Source organism: Marinomonas piezotolerans, from assembly GCF_003362755.1.
Classification (GTDB): domain Bacteria; phylum Pseudomonadota; class Gammaproteobacteria; order Pseudomonadales; family Marinomonadaceae; genus Marinomonas; species Marinomonas piezotolerans.
On sequence record NZ_QKRA01000002.1, the window covers coordinates 417,653 to 431,868 of the forward strand.

Genomic DNA, 14,216 nt, shown 5'->3' on the forward strand with positions numbered 1-14,216 from the left:
GTAAATGGTCACCTTCGTAGGCATGAAAAATGCACCCTAATTTTTCAGTAATCATTACTTGAAAGTTTGATCCAAATGATCAATCTTAGTATGGAAATTAGAGTTCTAATCAATAATGATTTCAAATTTGGCGAAAAGAGGGAAGGTTTTGGATTCCAATAAAGACACAGGTTTTGTTGTTTTTGACCAAGTTCAGAAAAGTTACGACGGCGTTACGCTTGTTGTTAAAAACTTAAATCTTTCAATTGCCAAAGGCGAATTTGTCACCATGCTTGGCCCCTCAGGTTCGGGTAAAACCACGTGCCTGATGATGCTAGCAGGCTTTGAAACAGCGACCCACGGTGACATCTTGCTAGACGGCCAACCCATCAACGACATTCCGCCCCACAAACGTGGTATCGGTATGGTGTTTCAAAACTACGCGCTGTTCCCACATATGACGGTTGCCGAGAACTTGGCATTCCCTCTTCAGGTGCGCAACATCAGTAAATCGGAGCAACAAGAAAAGGTACGTCGAGCACTGGATATGGTGCAAATGTCTAAATTTGCTAACCGACGCCCTGTGCAGCTGTCTGGTGGTCAGCAACAGCGTATCGCGCTGGCTCGTGCATTGGTATTTGAGCCAGAGCTAGTGCTGATGGACGAACCATTAGGTGCATTGGATAAGCAACTGCGTGAGCACATGCAGCTCGAAATCAAACGCTTGCATGAGCGCTTGGGGATCTCTGTTGTGTATGTGACCCATGACCAATCGGAAGCGCTGACGATGTCCGACCGTGTTGCGGTGTTCAACGATGGCGTAATCAAACAATTAGCTCCACCAGAAGAGCTGTACGACAAACCTGATAATGCGTTTGTGGCGCAATTCATCGGTGAGAACAACCGTTTGATCGGTACTGTGGAATCGGTGGATGGAGACTACGCTGGCGTGCGTTTGGCATCAGGAGATCTTTGTCAGGCACTCGCGGTTAATTGTGGTGCGGTCGGTGAAAAAACTACGTTATCCATTCGACCTGAACGTGTTTTGATCGGCGAGGCTGCAACGAGCAACACCGTTGAAGCGAAAGTACTAGAACAAATTTACTTAGGTGACCATGTGCGTTGCCGTATGTCTGTCCATGGCGATGAAGAGTTCATTGTGAAGGTGCCTAATGCACCAGGCTTTAGTCATCTTGAAGTTGGCCAAACTGCTCAAATTGGTTGGTCCGCCGATGATTGTCGAGCATTGGATATGGACATCGTTCGCTAAGTGTCCAAACACTAATAGGATTAGGTGTTTCCGCTCTTCCCCGTCGTGGGAGCACTGCATTAAAACTCGGGGTGAACTACGGAGAGAAGTAATGAAGAGATCAACTAAACTGCTCGTAACGGGCATAAGTGCCTCCATATCACTAACCGTAGCGGCCAAGGATTTGACGGTCGTGTCATGGGGTGGCGCATATTCTGATTCACAATTGAAGGCCTACAGCGAGCCTTACATGAAGATGAATCCTGATATCAACATCATCAATGATGAAAGTTCAGCTGAAGCGGTTGCCAAATTAAGAGCCATGAACGAGGCCAATAATGTCACATGGGATGTCGTGGACGTAGTTGCCTCTGATGCGATTCGTTTGTGTGATGAAGGTCTAGCGATGGAAATCGATCATGATGACATGCTAGCACCTGGCGTTGATGGCTCCTCACCAGAAGATGACTTCGGTGATCTAATCGTTTCTGAATGTTTCATTCCTCAGATCGTATATTCTACGACATTTGGTTACCGTACTGATAAAGTAGGCGATACGCCTCCGACAAGCGTTTGTGATGTATTCGATACAGAAACTTACCCAGGCAAGCGTTCACTAGAAAAACGTCCAATCAACAACATGGAATGGGCACTTATCTGTGATGGCGTTGCGAAAGACGACGTATACGATGTGCTTGAAACACCAGAAGGACAAGAACGTGCCCTAGCGAAACTTGGCACAATTAAAGACGATGTTATTTGGTGGTCTGCGGGTGCGGATACGCCGCAATTGTTGGCTGACGGTGAAATCGTGATGGGCTCAACGTATAACGGTCGTTTGTTCTCTTTGATTGAAGAGAAAAAACAACCTGTTGCGATGTTGTGGGACGCACAAGTATTCGACTTAGATGGTTGGATTATTCCAGCTGGCTTACCTGAAGATCGTAAACAAGCCGCTTTGGATTATGTGTACTTTGCAACCGATTCACAGCGCTTAGCCGATCAAGCGAAATACATCTCTTACGGTCCTGCGCGTCTATCTTCTGCGCCATTGGTTGGCAAACATGCCACGCTAGGTATCGACATGGCACCACATATGCCGACAGATCCTAAAAACGCAACCAACACGTTCTTGTACAACTACGAGTTCTGGGCGGACTATCGTGATGATATCGATGCGAAGTTCCAAGCTTGGTTAGCACGCTAATCGTTCGCAGTAAGGCGAATCCATACTTACCTTTCCACACGGGAAGGTAAGTCTCACCCTGATACGACTGATGGCCTATGACTGATAAAGTTTCCAATCAGCCACTGCTCGCTGCAGATGGCACTCCTTTGAAGACCAGCCTGAATCGCGCGTTGCGGATGCAGAAGCTGCGAGCATTTATGCTCATCGCTCCCTTGCTGATCTTTGTCTTAATTACTTTTATTTTCCCCATCTCGGATATGCTGTTCCGCTCCGTGGAGAATGACATTGTGTCAGACACCTTGCCGCGTACGGTGGTGGCACTGGAAAGCTGGTCAGCAGAGAGCCAAGAAGCGCCGGATGAAGACGTATTTGCTGCGTTTTATACAGATCTGTACTTGGCGCAAGAGTACAAAACTCACACCCGATTGGGATCGCGGCTAAATTATCAACAGACGGGTATTTCGTCCATGTTTCGAAAGACTGGCCGCCGGGTCAAACGCTTCGATACCGATGTATATACCGATCAATTTGAAGAGCTGGATGCGAAATGGGCGGACCCATCTTATTGGGCGAGCTTGATGAATAATGAGCGCGTCCAAAAGCAATTACCCGAGACCGCCTCAAGCTACACCGCTTGGCGTGAGCTGATGGTTGAAGAAGGTGACAATCCAGACGCTGAAACGCCTGAAGACTTTGTGTATACGTCACTTTACCGCGACTTGATGCACTTATCTGAAAACGGTGCGTCGGTGCGTAATGCCGATGTACGTACGGCCATGAATGCCGTCAGTGGTTTTGAAAGTGTCAGTCTTAAAGAGCAATTTATTGATGCAGAAGATGACTGGGCTGATCCCAAATATTGGGCCACGATCAAATTATATTCTGGCAACTACACACCTGGGTATTTCCTAAACGCCGTCGATATGGAACAAACCATCAATGGCGCAGAAGTTAAGCCTGAAAATGAACGCCTCTACGGCACGCTGTTTGCGCGTACCATCTACATGTCCTTGTTCATCATGGGATGTACGATTCTGCTTGGGTACCCTGTTGCGTTCCTACTGGCGAATATTTCCCGCCGCTCAGCAAACATGCTATTGATTTTGGTACTGTTGCCGTTTTGGACATCCTTGTTGGTGCGAACTTCTGCATGGAAAGTGCTACTGCAACAACAAGGTGTCATCAATGACATATTGGTGTGGAGTGGTCTTATTGATGAAGCAGGCCGCTTGATCATGATTAACAACCAAATGGGTACGATCATCGCGATGACCCATATCCTACTGCCATTTATGATCTTACCGTTGTACTCCGTCATGCAGACGATTCCGCCAAGCTATGTTCGGGCGGCAAAATCATTGGGTGCCAATGATTGGACAGCGTTCCGCAGGGTCTACTTCCCGCAGTCCATACCGGGTATCGGTGCCGGCTCGATTCTGGTCTTCATTATGTCGATTGGTTACTACATTACTCCGGAAATTGTGGGTGGTACGCAAGGTGTATTCATCTCGAATCGGATCGCCTATCACATCTCCAGCTCTTTGAACTGGGGCTTAGCATCCGCATTGGGCGCCATCTTGTTAGCGGTCGTACTGATACTGTACTGGCTGTATGACAGGTTTGTCGGCATTGATAACATGAAACTGGGGTAGCTTATGATTCATTTACCTAATTACGCATCACCGCTACAAAAGTTTTGGTTCTATGCTTTTCGCGTGATTTGTGGCTTGGTGTTTTTCTTTCTGATTGCGCCCATCGTTGTCGTGATTCCGCTGTCGTTCAACGCGGAGGATTTCTTTACCTTCACTAAAGAGATGCTCGCGTTTGATCCTGCGGGCTACTCTTTGCGGCATTATGAAGACTTCTTCACTAATCCAGATTGGACCGGTGCACTGTATAACTCCATTCGAATAGCGCCGGTGGCGACGTTACTCTCTGTGGGGTTCGGTACACTCGCAGCGATCGGCTTGAGCCAATCTCACGTGCCGTTTAAGCGCGCCATCATGGCGATCTTGATCTCACCGATGATTGTGCCTTTGGTGATCTCGGCGGCTGGCATGTACTTCTTCTACAGCCGTATTGGTTTACAAGGGACCTATTGGGGTGTGGTTATGGCCCATGCCGTGCTGGGGATACCGTTTGTGATCATTACCGTGACTGCAACGCTAGTCGGCTTTGACCGCTCATTAACACGAGCCGCTGCCAATCTAGGCGCCAACCCCGTCACAACCTTCTTCCGTATCCAGATGCCGCTGATTTTGCCTGGGATCATTTCGGGTGGGTTGTTTGCGTTCATCACATCGTTTGACGAAGTGGTAGTGGTCTTGTTTGTCGGCTCCGCAGGCCAGAAAACACTACCATGGCAGATGTTCACCGGCTTGCGTGAACAGATCAGCCCAACGATCTTAGCTGTCGCCTCCATCATGGTGCTGTTGTCAATTATGCTGCTGGCACTTGTGGAAATATTACGTCGTCGCTCTGAGCGTATCCGCGGCGTGTCCTAGTGTGATTGCGTTGTATGCGCGAGCAAACAAAAAGCCGCTGTTGTAGCGGCTTTTTTGTGTCTGATTGATCCTAAAAAACACAGTGTGAGGAGAAATGCTCTATCTAAATTCATTGCTCCTAGGAGGCTTGGGTTTACAGCTCTACCTCTTCTGGCAACGTGACGAAGATCGAGTGGCGGATTTCGTTGTTGAGGGCTTTGGAGTAGTGGCATTCGCCTTCAGAAAGGAACTGATAATTAAGAATCAAGTCAGTGCAGTCTCCCTTGTCTATTACCTACACAGACTCTAAAGCCCTTGTTCCTTGCGTGATAAAGTCGAAGATTTGCTGGTAATAGTTCTGCGCAATGATTGAGCGGACAATATTAGGATCGATGTTCAAATAGTCATGTACTAATGCATTGCGTAAACCAATGACTTTACGCCAATTAGTAAGTTGCTCTAGGTTTAGGTGCTGGTGCTGTGAAATGACTTCAAATGCCTGATACGCTTCGCTTGGACTCATACCTGACAGAGATTTTGCCCAGTGTTTTGCGACACCAATAGCGGTTTCGATACTGACTTGTAGAGCGCGCTCTGCAGCACGATATTCAAACGTCGATAAATTACGCTGAGCTAAAATATCATGCAATTCGTTTAGTTCAGACTGGTACGTTTTTGCATTTAAACGGATCGCGGAAAGGTAGTAAGAATCGGGCATCGGTTAGAATCCAAAGTGCTTCAGATGATACTGATAGTCTAACTCAGCTTTTGACATAATGATCCCCTCAGCACTTAAGCGCGCATCATCATCACCACAATAGAGTAACTTGCCAGAGATGGTATTCATCGCCAGCGGAATGGGTGCATTCTGAATATCAACGATGCTTAGTTTGTCTTCGGTGAGGCCTAGTTTCTTAGACCAGTTCATTGCTAACAGTTCAGGGCGAAGTCGACGATCCAGCGGGTCTTCAACCCAATCAGTAAACAGTACTGCCAAGTCATAGTCACTGTCTGGTCGGTGATTGCCTTTAGCCCGTGAGCCGTAGAGCCATAGAGCCGAGATGTTTTTAGTCTCAGAGGCTAAAGTAACTAACTTGTCAGTGATACTGCTGTTCAAATTGATTCCTTTAGGTCTTGGGCAATCGACTGGAAAGGCATTTTTGTTGATATTTCATTCTATTTTGAATGAACGACGGCCATGTTGGTAATTCATGTTACTAATGCATGGGCCTTTTTTATAGCATCGCCAGAGTCAATATCGTCAGCTCTGCGTTTTACTTCGTTTAGCCAGTCAGATTACAGCTCGTCATCTAACGGGGAATCCAACCTCTACATTCACTATTGGCTAAGTTTGGCACTAAGGCATCGGCTGTGCAAATAGGTTTGTATTGAGGTGAGTCGAAATAAGAGCGAAAGGAAAGTGCTATTCCTTATCCCTGACGAAGTCAGATCGCACAGGGGTATGACTTGATAAGGGGGCTAAAGCACAGTGCCCTCTGGCAGCGTGACGAAGATCGAGTGGCGGATTTCGTTGTTGAGGGCTTTGGAGCAGTGACCCTCGCCTTCCGTGTCTTCTAACAACAGCACATCGCCGCCTGCGAATTCGCGGGTTTCACCCGAAGAAACGGTGAACTGGCAGCGGCCTTTGATGATGAACAAGAGTTGGCGTTGAGGGGCTGGGTGCCATTTGAAGTCATAGTCTGCTGGAGTCTCACGAAAAATCATCTGACCCGCATCAAAGCGCTCGGACAACATGCCGATTGGCCCGCCGTCACGCACTTTGATGTGTACTTCGCCAAAGTGGCTTTTGCCCTGATCGTCGTTATAAATTCGCGTAAATTTCATAAAAATCCTCACTAGATAAAACTGGGGCTCATTCGCAACCGTCTATGGGTTTAATTGGCACAGACGTGGTCGAGGAGCGAGCATTGCGCAAGCCAATTGAATTGCATTGACGGATGTATCAACGAGGTACGAAACTCCGCCCCAGTGATTTGAATGCGTATCTGCAGGGCTTATTTCAGGCTCTGCAGCGTATGGCTTAGCACGGCTAAGGTTGCACTCACGTCTTCGGTCGTGATGGCTTCTGCGGGGTGATGGCTGATGCCTTTATCACAGCGCATAAACAGCATAGCGACCGGGCAAATATCTGCAATCGCCATGGCATCATGGCCTGCTCCTGAAAACAGCGTATGCACATCGATGTGTTGGGCGGCGATGGCATCCCGCAATACTCCTTGTAAGTCGTCATCGCAATGCACGGCATTGGCCGCGTGCGTGCGTTGGTGAGATAAAGTGACATTGCGCTTAGTGGCGATGTTCTCTAACCGATCCATGATGTCTGCGAGCGCGTCGTCTCGTTGGTTGTCGTGCTCACTGCGAATGTCCAATGAGAAGGTGGTGAACCCCGAGATCACATTGACGCCATTCGGTCGGTTACTGATCTGACCAACTGTGGCGACCACACCGTGTTCTTTTGCAACGGTTTCGATGGCGAGAATCATCTCGCTGGTGGCCGCGAGCGCATCCCGTCGCATTGGCATGGGAACGGTGCCAGCGTGGCCAGCCATGCCGGTTACGCTAAATTCGAAGCGCTTAGCGCCCGCGATGGCACTGACGACACCAACCGGGAGGTTTTTTTCTTCCAGTACAGGGCCTTGCTCGATGTGTAACTCAAGATAGCCTTTTAAGTCATGAGTAGCGATTTTGGCATCCGCCACCGCTTCAAAACTGCTGCCGAAGTTTTGTAATGCTTGGGCGAGGCTAATTCCTTGGTCATCCTTTAAGTCTGCCCAGTTTGCGGGCCATTGCCCTGTCAATGCGCGGCTTCCAAGTAAGGTAGACCCAAAGCGTGTTCCTTCCTCATCGCCAAACCCTACGATATCCAAATGAAAGGGCAGCGTTATGCCTGTGTCTTGCAGGGCTTTGACTAGGGTGACAGGCGCGATCACGCCTAACATGCCATCGTACTTGCCGCCATTTGGCACGGTATCCAAATGGCTACCCATGGTAAAGCGCGGAGCGTCTTCGTGACTGGCTTCCCAGCGTCCCCATAGATTACCTGCGGCATCTTGCCAAGTGCGCATGCCTGCGTCTGACATCCAGCTACCTACCAGTTGATTGGCTTGCTTATGCTCCTCTGTAAGGTAGCGGCGATCCAAGCATTTACTCGATTGGCTGATTTGGCCAAGTTCTTCACAGCGGCTCATGACCTGCTGGGCAAGCTGGTGATAGTCGATCATAGGCTTCCCTTACCGTTGGCGGCGGCATTGGCGTACACCGCCATTGCTGCGTCAACACCCGCGCCTGCAGACAGTTTGCAGCCGCTGCGGCGCAATACCGTTTCCAGTGATTGCAACGTATGTAGCACAGCATCTTGGCGCGCGTTGTAGCCCATCGTGCCGATACGCCAGATTTTCCCCTTGAGGGGGCCGAAGCTGGTGCCGATTTCGATGTTAAAAATGTTCAGTAAGTCATGGCGGATTTGCTCACCATCGACTTCATCAGGAATATAGACGCCGACCACGTTGCTCATCTTGTGTTGCAAATCGCCGAACGGTTTGAGCCCCATGGCTTGAATGCCTTTCAGCATGGCTTGACCAGCGTTCTGGTGGCGTTGCAGCACCGCGTCTTGACCTTCTGTTAACAAGGCGACGGCGCACTCACGTGAACCAAAGAGCATGGTGGCGGCTTCGGTGTGGTGATTGAGGCGTTCGTCTCCCCAATAATCCATGATCATCGCCAGATCAAAGTAATTAGAGCGAATGCGGGCGCCTTTAGCGTCAGTATGATGGGCGTCGCGGATGCCCGCTTCTACGTGCTGGCGCTGACGTACCACATCGACAAAGCGGTCACTCATAGTGATCGGCGCGCTGCCTGATGGCCCACCCAGACATTTCTGTAAACCAACGGTCACCGCGTCGAGTTGCCATACATCGGTTTCAAACGGATTGCCGGCAATCGAAGCCGTCGCGTCAGAGTAAAACAGCACATCGTGGGCACGGCAAATGGCGCCCAATTCTTCTAATGGCTGCAACATGGTGGTCGATGTATCGCCTTGCACCACCGCTAATAACTTCGGCTGAACCTGTTTGATGGCGTCTTCGATTTGTTGGGGGTCAAAGACCTCACCCCACGGAGCTTCAATGGTGTGTACGTCCGCCCCGGCGCGCTCGGCGATCTCGGTAAGCAGATGACCGAAGCGACCAAATACAGGCACCAACACTTTGTCGCCTGGCTCCAACACAGAGACCAACGCGGCTTCGATCCCAGCGCGCGAGGTGCCGTCAATCAAGAATGTTTGCTGGTTTTGCGTGTTGAATACTTGACGGTACAGCGCCATGGTTTCGTTCATGTAGCCTGTCATCGCCGGATCGTATTGACCTACCAGTTGCGTCGACATTGCCTGCAATACGCGTGGGTAGCAGTTAATCGGGCCAGGGCCCATTAACAATCTCGGAGGTAAAGATAGAGGTTGCATGATGAACTCCTAGGCTAAAACTTGATACAGCATTCGTACGCCGGTAAAGATCAGTACGATTGCGAAGACTTTTTTGAGAGCGGCAGCATTCAATCGGTTTGCAAGTCCTGCACCTACCGGAGCGAATAAAACGGTTAGCGGAATAATGCAGGCTGCGCCGACAAGGTTAACCAACCCTATTGTGCCAAACGGCGAATCTATGGGTGTTTGACCCATCACCAGCATCGTCGCCGCAGCGGGTAGTGAGATAATCAAACCTACCGCTGCCGCTGTTCCGACAGCGCGGTGCGCTGGGTAGTTACAGAACGTCAAGGTAGGGACTGTCAGGGTACCGCCACCGATGCCAACCATTGAGCTAAAGAAACCAATACAAGTGGCAATCACACTTTGTCCTGCTTTACCCGGTAAGGATTGGAAGACAGCGTCTTTCTTACCTAACAGCATGTTGATCGCCGACAGTGTGGCAATCACACCAAATAATAGCGTTAGCCACTGGCCATTCACGATCGTAACGACATAGCTACCGATGAGAACGCCCGCAAAGATGAACACACCCCATTGTTTAAGTAGCACAAAGTCAACATTGCCTTTGGCGTTGTGTGCGCGGATTGAGCTGATAGACGTTGGGATGATCGTCGCAAGAGACGTGGCCGTCGCAACCAGCATCGCAGTGTCGGCACTCACGCCCAGTCCTTGGTAAAGGAAGAACAAGACAGGCACGATGACGATGCCGCCTCCTACGCCCAATAGCCCTGCTAAGATCCCACCGACCACACCGGTCGCCATCATGGCGAGAATCATGGAATAGTTTTCCATTATGAATGACATGTTACTGTTAACTCCTGATTGAAAAGGGCTCTAAACGAGCGGCTTTGAATAATGGTTGTATTAATGTCGTGACACTTAAACATGCTTGCTGATCAGTGCCTATGAGCATAACGCAGCGCCGTCGCTTCGTGGGTCGGTGGCGGCATCAACCTCACCATCTTGGTGTTGTACGACTGCGCCAGCATGTCCCATAAGTTCATTACAGGCATCGACAATCACCAAGTCGTGCCCACGCTGAGTGAAGATTGACTCTGCCTGTTGGGCAAAGTCGGCTTCAATTTTGAGGTTATGGCTGACGTCTCCCCATGTGCGACCCAGCAGCCAGCGCCCTTCGCTGATGGCTTTTTCTAACGGCAATTTATGATACACATAGCGACTGAATAGCGCGGCTTGGGTTTGCGGCTGGCCTTCACCCCCCATGGTGCCATAGCTAATACGGCGTCCGTCAGAAAGCTCTGCAAAAGCGGGGTTCAATGTATGAAAAGGCGTTAAATGTGGCTTAAGTTCCTGTAAGTGCCCTGCTTCTAAACTGAAAGAGGAGCCGCGGTTACTCCACACAATGCCCGTGCTTGGGCTCACCACACCGCTACCAAACTCCCAATAAAGACTCTGGATATAACTGACTATACGGCCTTCGCTGTCGCACGCGCCCATCCAGATGGTGTCGCCATGTTTGGCTGGGTGTGGCCAAGGCTGCGCAGTATCAGCTTTGATGGCTTTGGTCATCTTGGCCAAATTCACGTCGCTGAGCAGTTCCTGCAAATCAGTGGTGAGTCGAGAGGGGTCGGTGACGTATTCGTTGCGTGCGATAAAGGCTTGTTTTGTAGCTTCAATGAGCAAGTGAGCCATGTCCACATCACTGCCATTTCCTAGCGGATGAATACGGTCATACAAGGCTAAGATAATCAGCGAGGCGATTCCCTGTGTCGGAGCAGGGAGGTTGTACAGTGTGCCAACACTGGTCTTAACGCTAAGTGGAGTGACGGCTTCAGCACGATAATTGTGAAAATCTTCGAGTCGGATGGGCGATCCTGCCGCTTCTAGATCGGCCGCAAGACGTTCACTGATTTCACCATGATAAAAGTCATCCAGACCGCTCGTTGCCAAACGTTTTAGGGTATTGGCTAACCTTGGTAGCGTTAGTGTTTTGCCTTGAGTAAGTGTCTCACCTTGGTCTAAAAACTGGCTAAAATTCGCTAACGTCGCCAAATCTGCATGTACTTTGCGGCTTGCTGATTGCAGACTTTTTGTTACTGTAATGCCGTTCTGGGCGTGATTAATTGCGTTGTCGAGCAATTCACAAAGCGTTTTTGGCGCTTGCCACGTGGCGCTGATATCCAGCGCTTTTTGCCATCCAGCGACGGCTCCTGCCATGGTGAGAGCGGCTTGACCACCACGTGTCGGTATGACGTCTTGCCCGTGGTAGAACTCTCGTGTTGCAGCTTGAGCGGCCGTACCCGAAGCATCGATTCCAATAGGGGCCTTGCCGGGTTCACTGATTAACCAAAATCCATCTCCACCAAGCCCATTCATATGGGGGTAAACCACAGCGATTGTTGCGGCAGCAGCGACCATGGCTTCGATCGCGGTGCCACCTTGCTCAAGTATCGTTTGGCCCGCTTTTGCGGCTTCGTGGTGCGGTGCGGTAAACGCAATATTCGACATAAATTTACTCCATTAAATGTTGCGCAAACGCAATCAATTCAAGGTCACTATTCCGAGGGCCAATCAAAGAGACGCCGCAGGGTGCACCATCAATCTGGCAAACCGGAAGATGCAATTGGGGCAGGCCACATAGGCCTGCGATGGCCGTTAGTTCTAATAATTGGTTGCGGTAATCTGCCAAGCTTTCGTCAGGCGTATTCAACAACGGTGCTCGTCCAGGTGTGGTGGGCAGTATCAAGATCGATCCCGCTAGGGTTTTGTCCATCCATGCGCGAAACTCGGCTTGCTGCGCAATGGCTTGGTTGATCTCATCATGGGTAATGGATTCGGTCCAGCGAAAGCGGCTATCGATATCGGGTGCAAAATCGGGTGAATTCAATGTTATCCATTTGCCATGCTCCTGCCATATCTGAGCCCCTTGTAATGTCCGAAAGGTTGCGCCCGTTTTCCAAGTTGCAGCGTTGATTTCCAAAGGTTGCGGAGAGTTTAGCTTGCCTTCAGACACCCAGATCGAAAGTTGCTCGTTAAGGTGTTTTGCATGCTCTACTTGATCAATTAATGAATGAGCAATCAGTATGTTAGGTTGTGTTAGTGACGTATTGGTTATGGCATCAGGTAGCAGTACACGAGCGCATTGTTCAAGCTCGTCTAGTGAGCGCGTCATGACACCAATGGTGTCAAAATCGGGAGCTAATCCCACTAATTGGTCCGTCACAATGACACCGTGAGTCGGTCGCAATCCGAACAGGCCATTGTAGCTGGACGGCACACGTATTGATCCGCCCGTATCGGTACCCAAACCAATGTCCGCTAAGTGTGCTGCGACGGCAACAGCGGAACCCGACGAAGAGCCTCCCGGCAGACGCTCAGGCGTAATCGGATTTTGTGGGGTGCCGTAATGAATATTTTGCCCATTGAGACTGTAGGCCAACTCATCGGTGATGGTTTTACCAACAAATTCAGCGCCAGCATTCAGCAGCGCCAACACACTTGATGCGGTTTGAGTCGGGATATCATGGGTGGCTAGCCACGTTGGATTTCCTGCCGTCGTCGGAAGTCCTGCGATATGAAACAAATCTTTCACTGCTAACCGCAGGCCTTGCAATGGCTGGTCATCGCTAGGGTTGGGTGCGCAGATTGGGCTGCTTGGTGGCAGTGATAAAAACGGTTGCTGGACGGTGAAATGTTTCATAGGCACTCCTGTTCTATTACGTATGAAACATTTGTTTCTAAAAATTGTCAACTGAAACAAACTTCACAGTACGATAAATTTTGCTCAGCGTCGGTTTAGCGCTGCCAAAAATGGTCGGGAAATTCGTTCAAACGAAAGCCTGCAATTTTATGAACTTCGGCTAACGCTCGTTCGAATTCTGTGTCTCGGTCATTGGGTAAACGTGATCTAAACCCTGCCAAGATCTGCTCTTTCGTCGCACCTTTGACCGCCATGATGAATGGGAAGCCAAACTTGGCTCGGTATTGATCGTTGAGTTGTGTGAATTCCGCCAGCTCTTGCTCAGAGCACTGATCCAAGCCCGCTCCAGCTTGCTCATTGGTGCTGGCGTGGGTGAGTTCTCCAGCGAGCGCAGCTTTGCCTGCAAGATCTGGGTGGGCCTGCAAGAGTGCCAATTTCGTTTCGTCTGACGCCGCATTGACGATGTGCTGCATGGTGTTTTGGATGAGATCGTGCAATGGTGTGGTATCGGCCTTGAGCGATTCTTTCTGTATAAACAGCGCTTCGGCAACCCATTGCGAGTGTTCGTAGATGTCTTGCAAGCTTTTGATGAAGTGCTCTTTTTCTAAGTAAAGTAGGGGTTTTGTAGCCGTATTCATTGTTCAACTCCTAGTGATAATAGCCATCCGTATGGCATGTTTCTTGTTTTGGCCTTGATCATGGTCGTGTTGATGAAGTGCTTTGTTTATTCGTACGGCCGTATTCATTCACTGTAAAACGTTAGGATCCAGCATGGGAAATTTAACGACACATATTCTCGATACGACACGTGGTTTAGCTGCCGCTGGCGTCTCCATTCAGTTGACTCGCGTCCATGCTGATGGCTCGCGGTCGCTGCTGCACACGACAGTCTCCAATGAGGATGGTCGATGTGATGCGCCGCTGCTATCAGGAGCAGACTTCATTGCAGGTCAATATGAACTTGAGTTCGCCGTTGGCGATTACTTCGCTGCAAACGGCGTTCCGTTATCCGAGCCGCGCTTTTTAGACGTTGTGGTTCTGCGCTTTGGCATCGCCGACGAAGGTAGCCACTATCATGTACCGCTACTGGTGACGCCCTATTCTTACAGTACTTATCGCGGTAGCTAATTTAAACGCGTCATTGTTGTGCT

General features: G+C 49.8%; 14 protein-coding genes. 5 read left to right on the top strand and 9 right to left on the bottom strand.

The window, feature by feature from the left end; all coding sequences use genetic code 11:
• The first annotated feature begins 115 nt into the window (after positions 1-115).
• From DN730_RS05935 to DN730_RS05950, 4 genes are all read left to right on the top strand, one after another.
• Positions 116-1,249, top strand: a complete 1,134-nt coding sequence (locus DN730_RS05935; protein ID WP_115467185.1) for an ABC transporter ATP-binding protein — start codon at positions 116-118, stop codon at positions 1,247-1,249.
• Between the two features lie 91 nt (positions 1,250-1,340).
• A complete protein-coding gene (locus tag DN730_RS05940; RefSeq protein ID WP_115467186.1) occupies positions 1,341-2,435 on the top strand; it encodes an extracellular solute-binding protein in 1,095 nt (364 codons plus the stop codon).
• Between the two features lie 77 nt (positions 2,436-2,512).
• A complete protein-coding gene (locus DN730_RS05945; protein WP_115467187.1) occupies positions 2,513-4,069 on the top strand; it encodes an ABC transporter permease in 1,557 nt (518 codons plus the stop codon).
• 3 nt (positions 4,070-4,072) lie between these two features.
• The gene (locus DN730_RS05950) at positions 4,073-4,921 is read left to right on the top strand and encodes an ABC transporter permease (protein WP_211313833.1); all 849 of its coding nucleotides are present in this window, start codon (positions 4,073-4,075) and stop codon (positions 4,919-4,921) included.
• Positions 4,922-5,195: 274 nt separating this feature from the next.
• Here DN730_RS05950 and hepT read toward each other — a convergent pair whose 3' ends face one another.
• From hepT to uraD, 9 genes are all read right to left on the bottom strand, one after another.
• Positions 5,196-5,618 (bottom strand): type VII toxin-antitoxin system HepT family RNase toxin, encoded by a 423-nt coding sequence (hepT, locus tag DN730_RS05955; protein WP_115467188.1) that lies wholly within the window; start codon positions 5,616-5,618, stop codon positions 5,196-5,198.
• Between the two features lie 3 nt (positions 5,619-5,621).
• Entirely contained in the window at positions 5,622-6,017 is a 396-nt protein-coding gene (gene mntA, locus DN730_RS05960; protein ID WP_115467189.1) for a type VII toxin-antitoxin system MntA family adenylyltransferase antitoxin, read from the bottom strand.
• A gap of 362 nt (positions 6,018-6,379) precedes the next feature.
• Positions 6,380-6,745, bottom strand: coding sequence for a cupin domain-containing protein (locus tag DN730_RS05965; RefSeq protein ID WP_115467190.1), 366 nt, complete (start codon positions 6,743-6,745; stop codon positions 6,380-6,382).
• A gap of 170 nt (positions 6,746-6,915) precedes the next feature.
• Positions 6,916-8,142, bottom strand: coding sequence for an allantoate amidohydrolase (locus DN730_RS05970; RefSeq protein ID WP_115467191.1), 1,227 nt, complete (start codon positions 8,140-8,142; stop codon positions 6,916-6,918).
• Positions 8,139-9,380, bottom strand: a complete 1,242-nt coding sequence (locus DN730_RS05975) for a pyridoxal-phosphate-dependent aminotransferase family protein (protein WP_115467192.1) — start codon at positions 9,378-9,380, stop codon at positions 8,139-8,141. The genes DN730_RS05970 and DN730_RS05975 overlap by 4 nt, the downstream gene beginning before the upstream one ends.
• Positions 9,381-9,389: 9 nt before the next feature.
• Positions 9,390-10,208, bottom strand: a complete 819-nt coding sequence (locus DN730_RS05980) for a sulfite exporter TauE/SafE family protein (protein WP_115467193.1) — start codon at positions 10,206-10,208, stop codon at positions 9,390-9,392.
• 99 nt (positions 10,209-10,307) lie between these two features.
• The gene (locus DN730_RS05985; RefSeq protein ID WP_115467194.1) at positions 10,308-11,873 is read right to left on the bottom strand and encodes a gamma-glutamyltransferase family protein; all 1,566 of its coding nucleotides are present in this window, start codon (positions 11,871-11,873) and stop codon (positions 10,308-10,310) included.
• A 4-nt stretch (positions 11,874-11,877) separates the two neighbouring features.
• On the bottom strand, positions 11,878-13,065 hold the full coding sequence (locus DN730_RS05990; protein WP_115467195.1) for an amidase: 1,188 nt from the start codon (positions 13,063-13,065) through the stop codon (positions 11,878-11,880).
• 95 nt (positions 13,066-13,160) lie between these two features.
• Complete coding sequence (gene uraD / locus DN730_RS05995; protein ID WP_115467196.1) at positions 13,161-13,703, bottom strand: 2-oxo-4-hydroxy-4-carboxy-5-ureidoimidazoline decarboxylase; 543 nt, start codon at positions 13,701-13,703, stop codon at positions 13,161-13,163.
• A gap of 133 nt (positions 13,704-13,836) precedes the next feature.
• On the opposite strand from uraD, the gene uraH reads away from it, so the two are divergent.
• Positions 13,837-14,193 (top strand): hydroxyisourate hydrolase, encoded by a 357-nt coding sequence (gene uraH, locus DN730_RS06000; protein WP_115467197.1) that lies wholly within the window; start codon positions 13,837-13,839, stop codon positions 14,191-14,193.
• The last annotated feature ends 23 nt before the right edge of the window (positions 14,194-14,216 follow it).

Excerpts from the sequence above, each read along its gene's own strand:
- DN730_RS05940 (WP_115467186.1), top strand. The coding sequence starts at position 1,341 with ATGAAGAGATCAACTAAACTGCTCGTAACGGGCATAAGTGCCTCCATA.
- DN730_RS05970 (WP_115467191.1), bottom strand. The coding sequence starts at position 8,142 with ATGATCGACTATCACCAGCTTGCCCAGCAGGTCATGAGCCGCTGTGAA.
- DN730_RS05950 (WP_211313833.1), top strand. The coding sequence starts at position 4,073 with ATGATTCATTTACCTAATTACGCATCACCGCTACAAAAGTTTTGGTTC.
- DN730_RS05965 (WP_115467190.1), bottom strand. The coding sequence starts at position 6,745 with ATGAAATTTACGCGAATTTATAACGACGATCAGGGCAAAAGCCACTTT.
- DN730_RS05935 (WP_115467185.1), top strand. The coding sequence starts at position 116 with ATGATTTCAAATTTGGCGAAAAGAGGGAAGGTTTTGGATTCCAATAAA.
- DN730_RS05990 (WP_115467195.1), bottom strand. The coding sequence starts at position 13,065 with ATGAAACATTTCACCGTCCAGCAACCGTTTTTATCACTGCCACCAAGC.
- DN730_RS05975 (WP_115467192.1), bottom strand. The coding sequence starts at position 9,380 with ATGCAACCTCTATCTTTACCTCCGAGATTGTTAATGGGCCCTGGCCCG.
- uraD (WP_115467196.1), bottom strand. The coding sequence starts at position 13,703 with ATGAATACGGCTACAAAACCCCTACTTTACTTAGAAAAAGAGCACTTC.
- DN730_RS05985 (WP_115467194.1), bottom strand. The coding sequence starts at position 11,873 with ATGTCGAATATTGCGTTTACCGCACCGCACCACGAAGCCGCAAAAGCG.
- DN730_RS05945 (WP_115467187.1), top strand. The coding sequence starts at position 2,513 with ATGACTGATAAAGTTTCCAATCAGCCACTGCTCGCTGCAGATGGCACT.
- DN730_RS05980 (WP_115467193.1), bottom strand. The coding sequence starts at position 10,208 with ATGTCATTCATAATGGAAAACTATTCCATGATTCTCGCCATGATGGCG.
- hepT (WP_115467188.1), bottom strand. The coding sequence starts at position 5,618 with ATGCCCGATTCTTACTACCTTTCCGCGATCCGTTTAAATGCAAAAACG.
- uraH (WP_115467197.1), top strand. The coding sequence starts at position 13,837 with ATGGGAAATTTAACGACACATATTCTCGATACGACACGTGGTTTAGCT.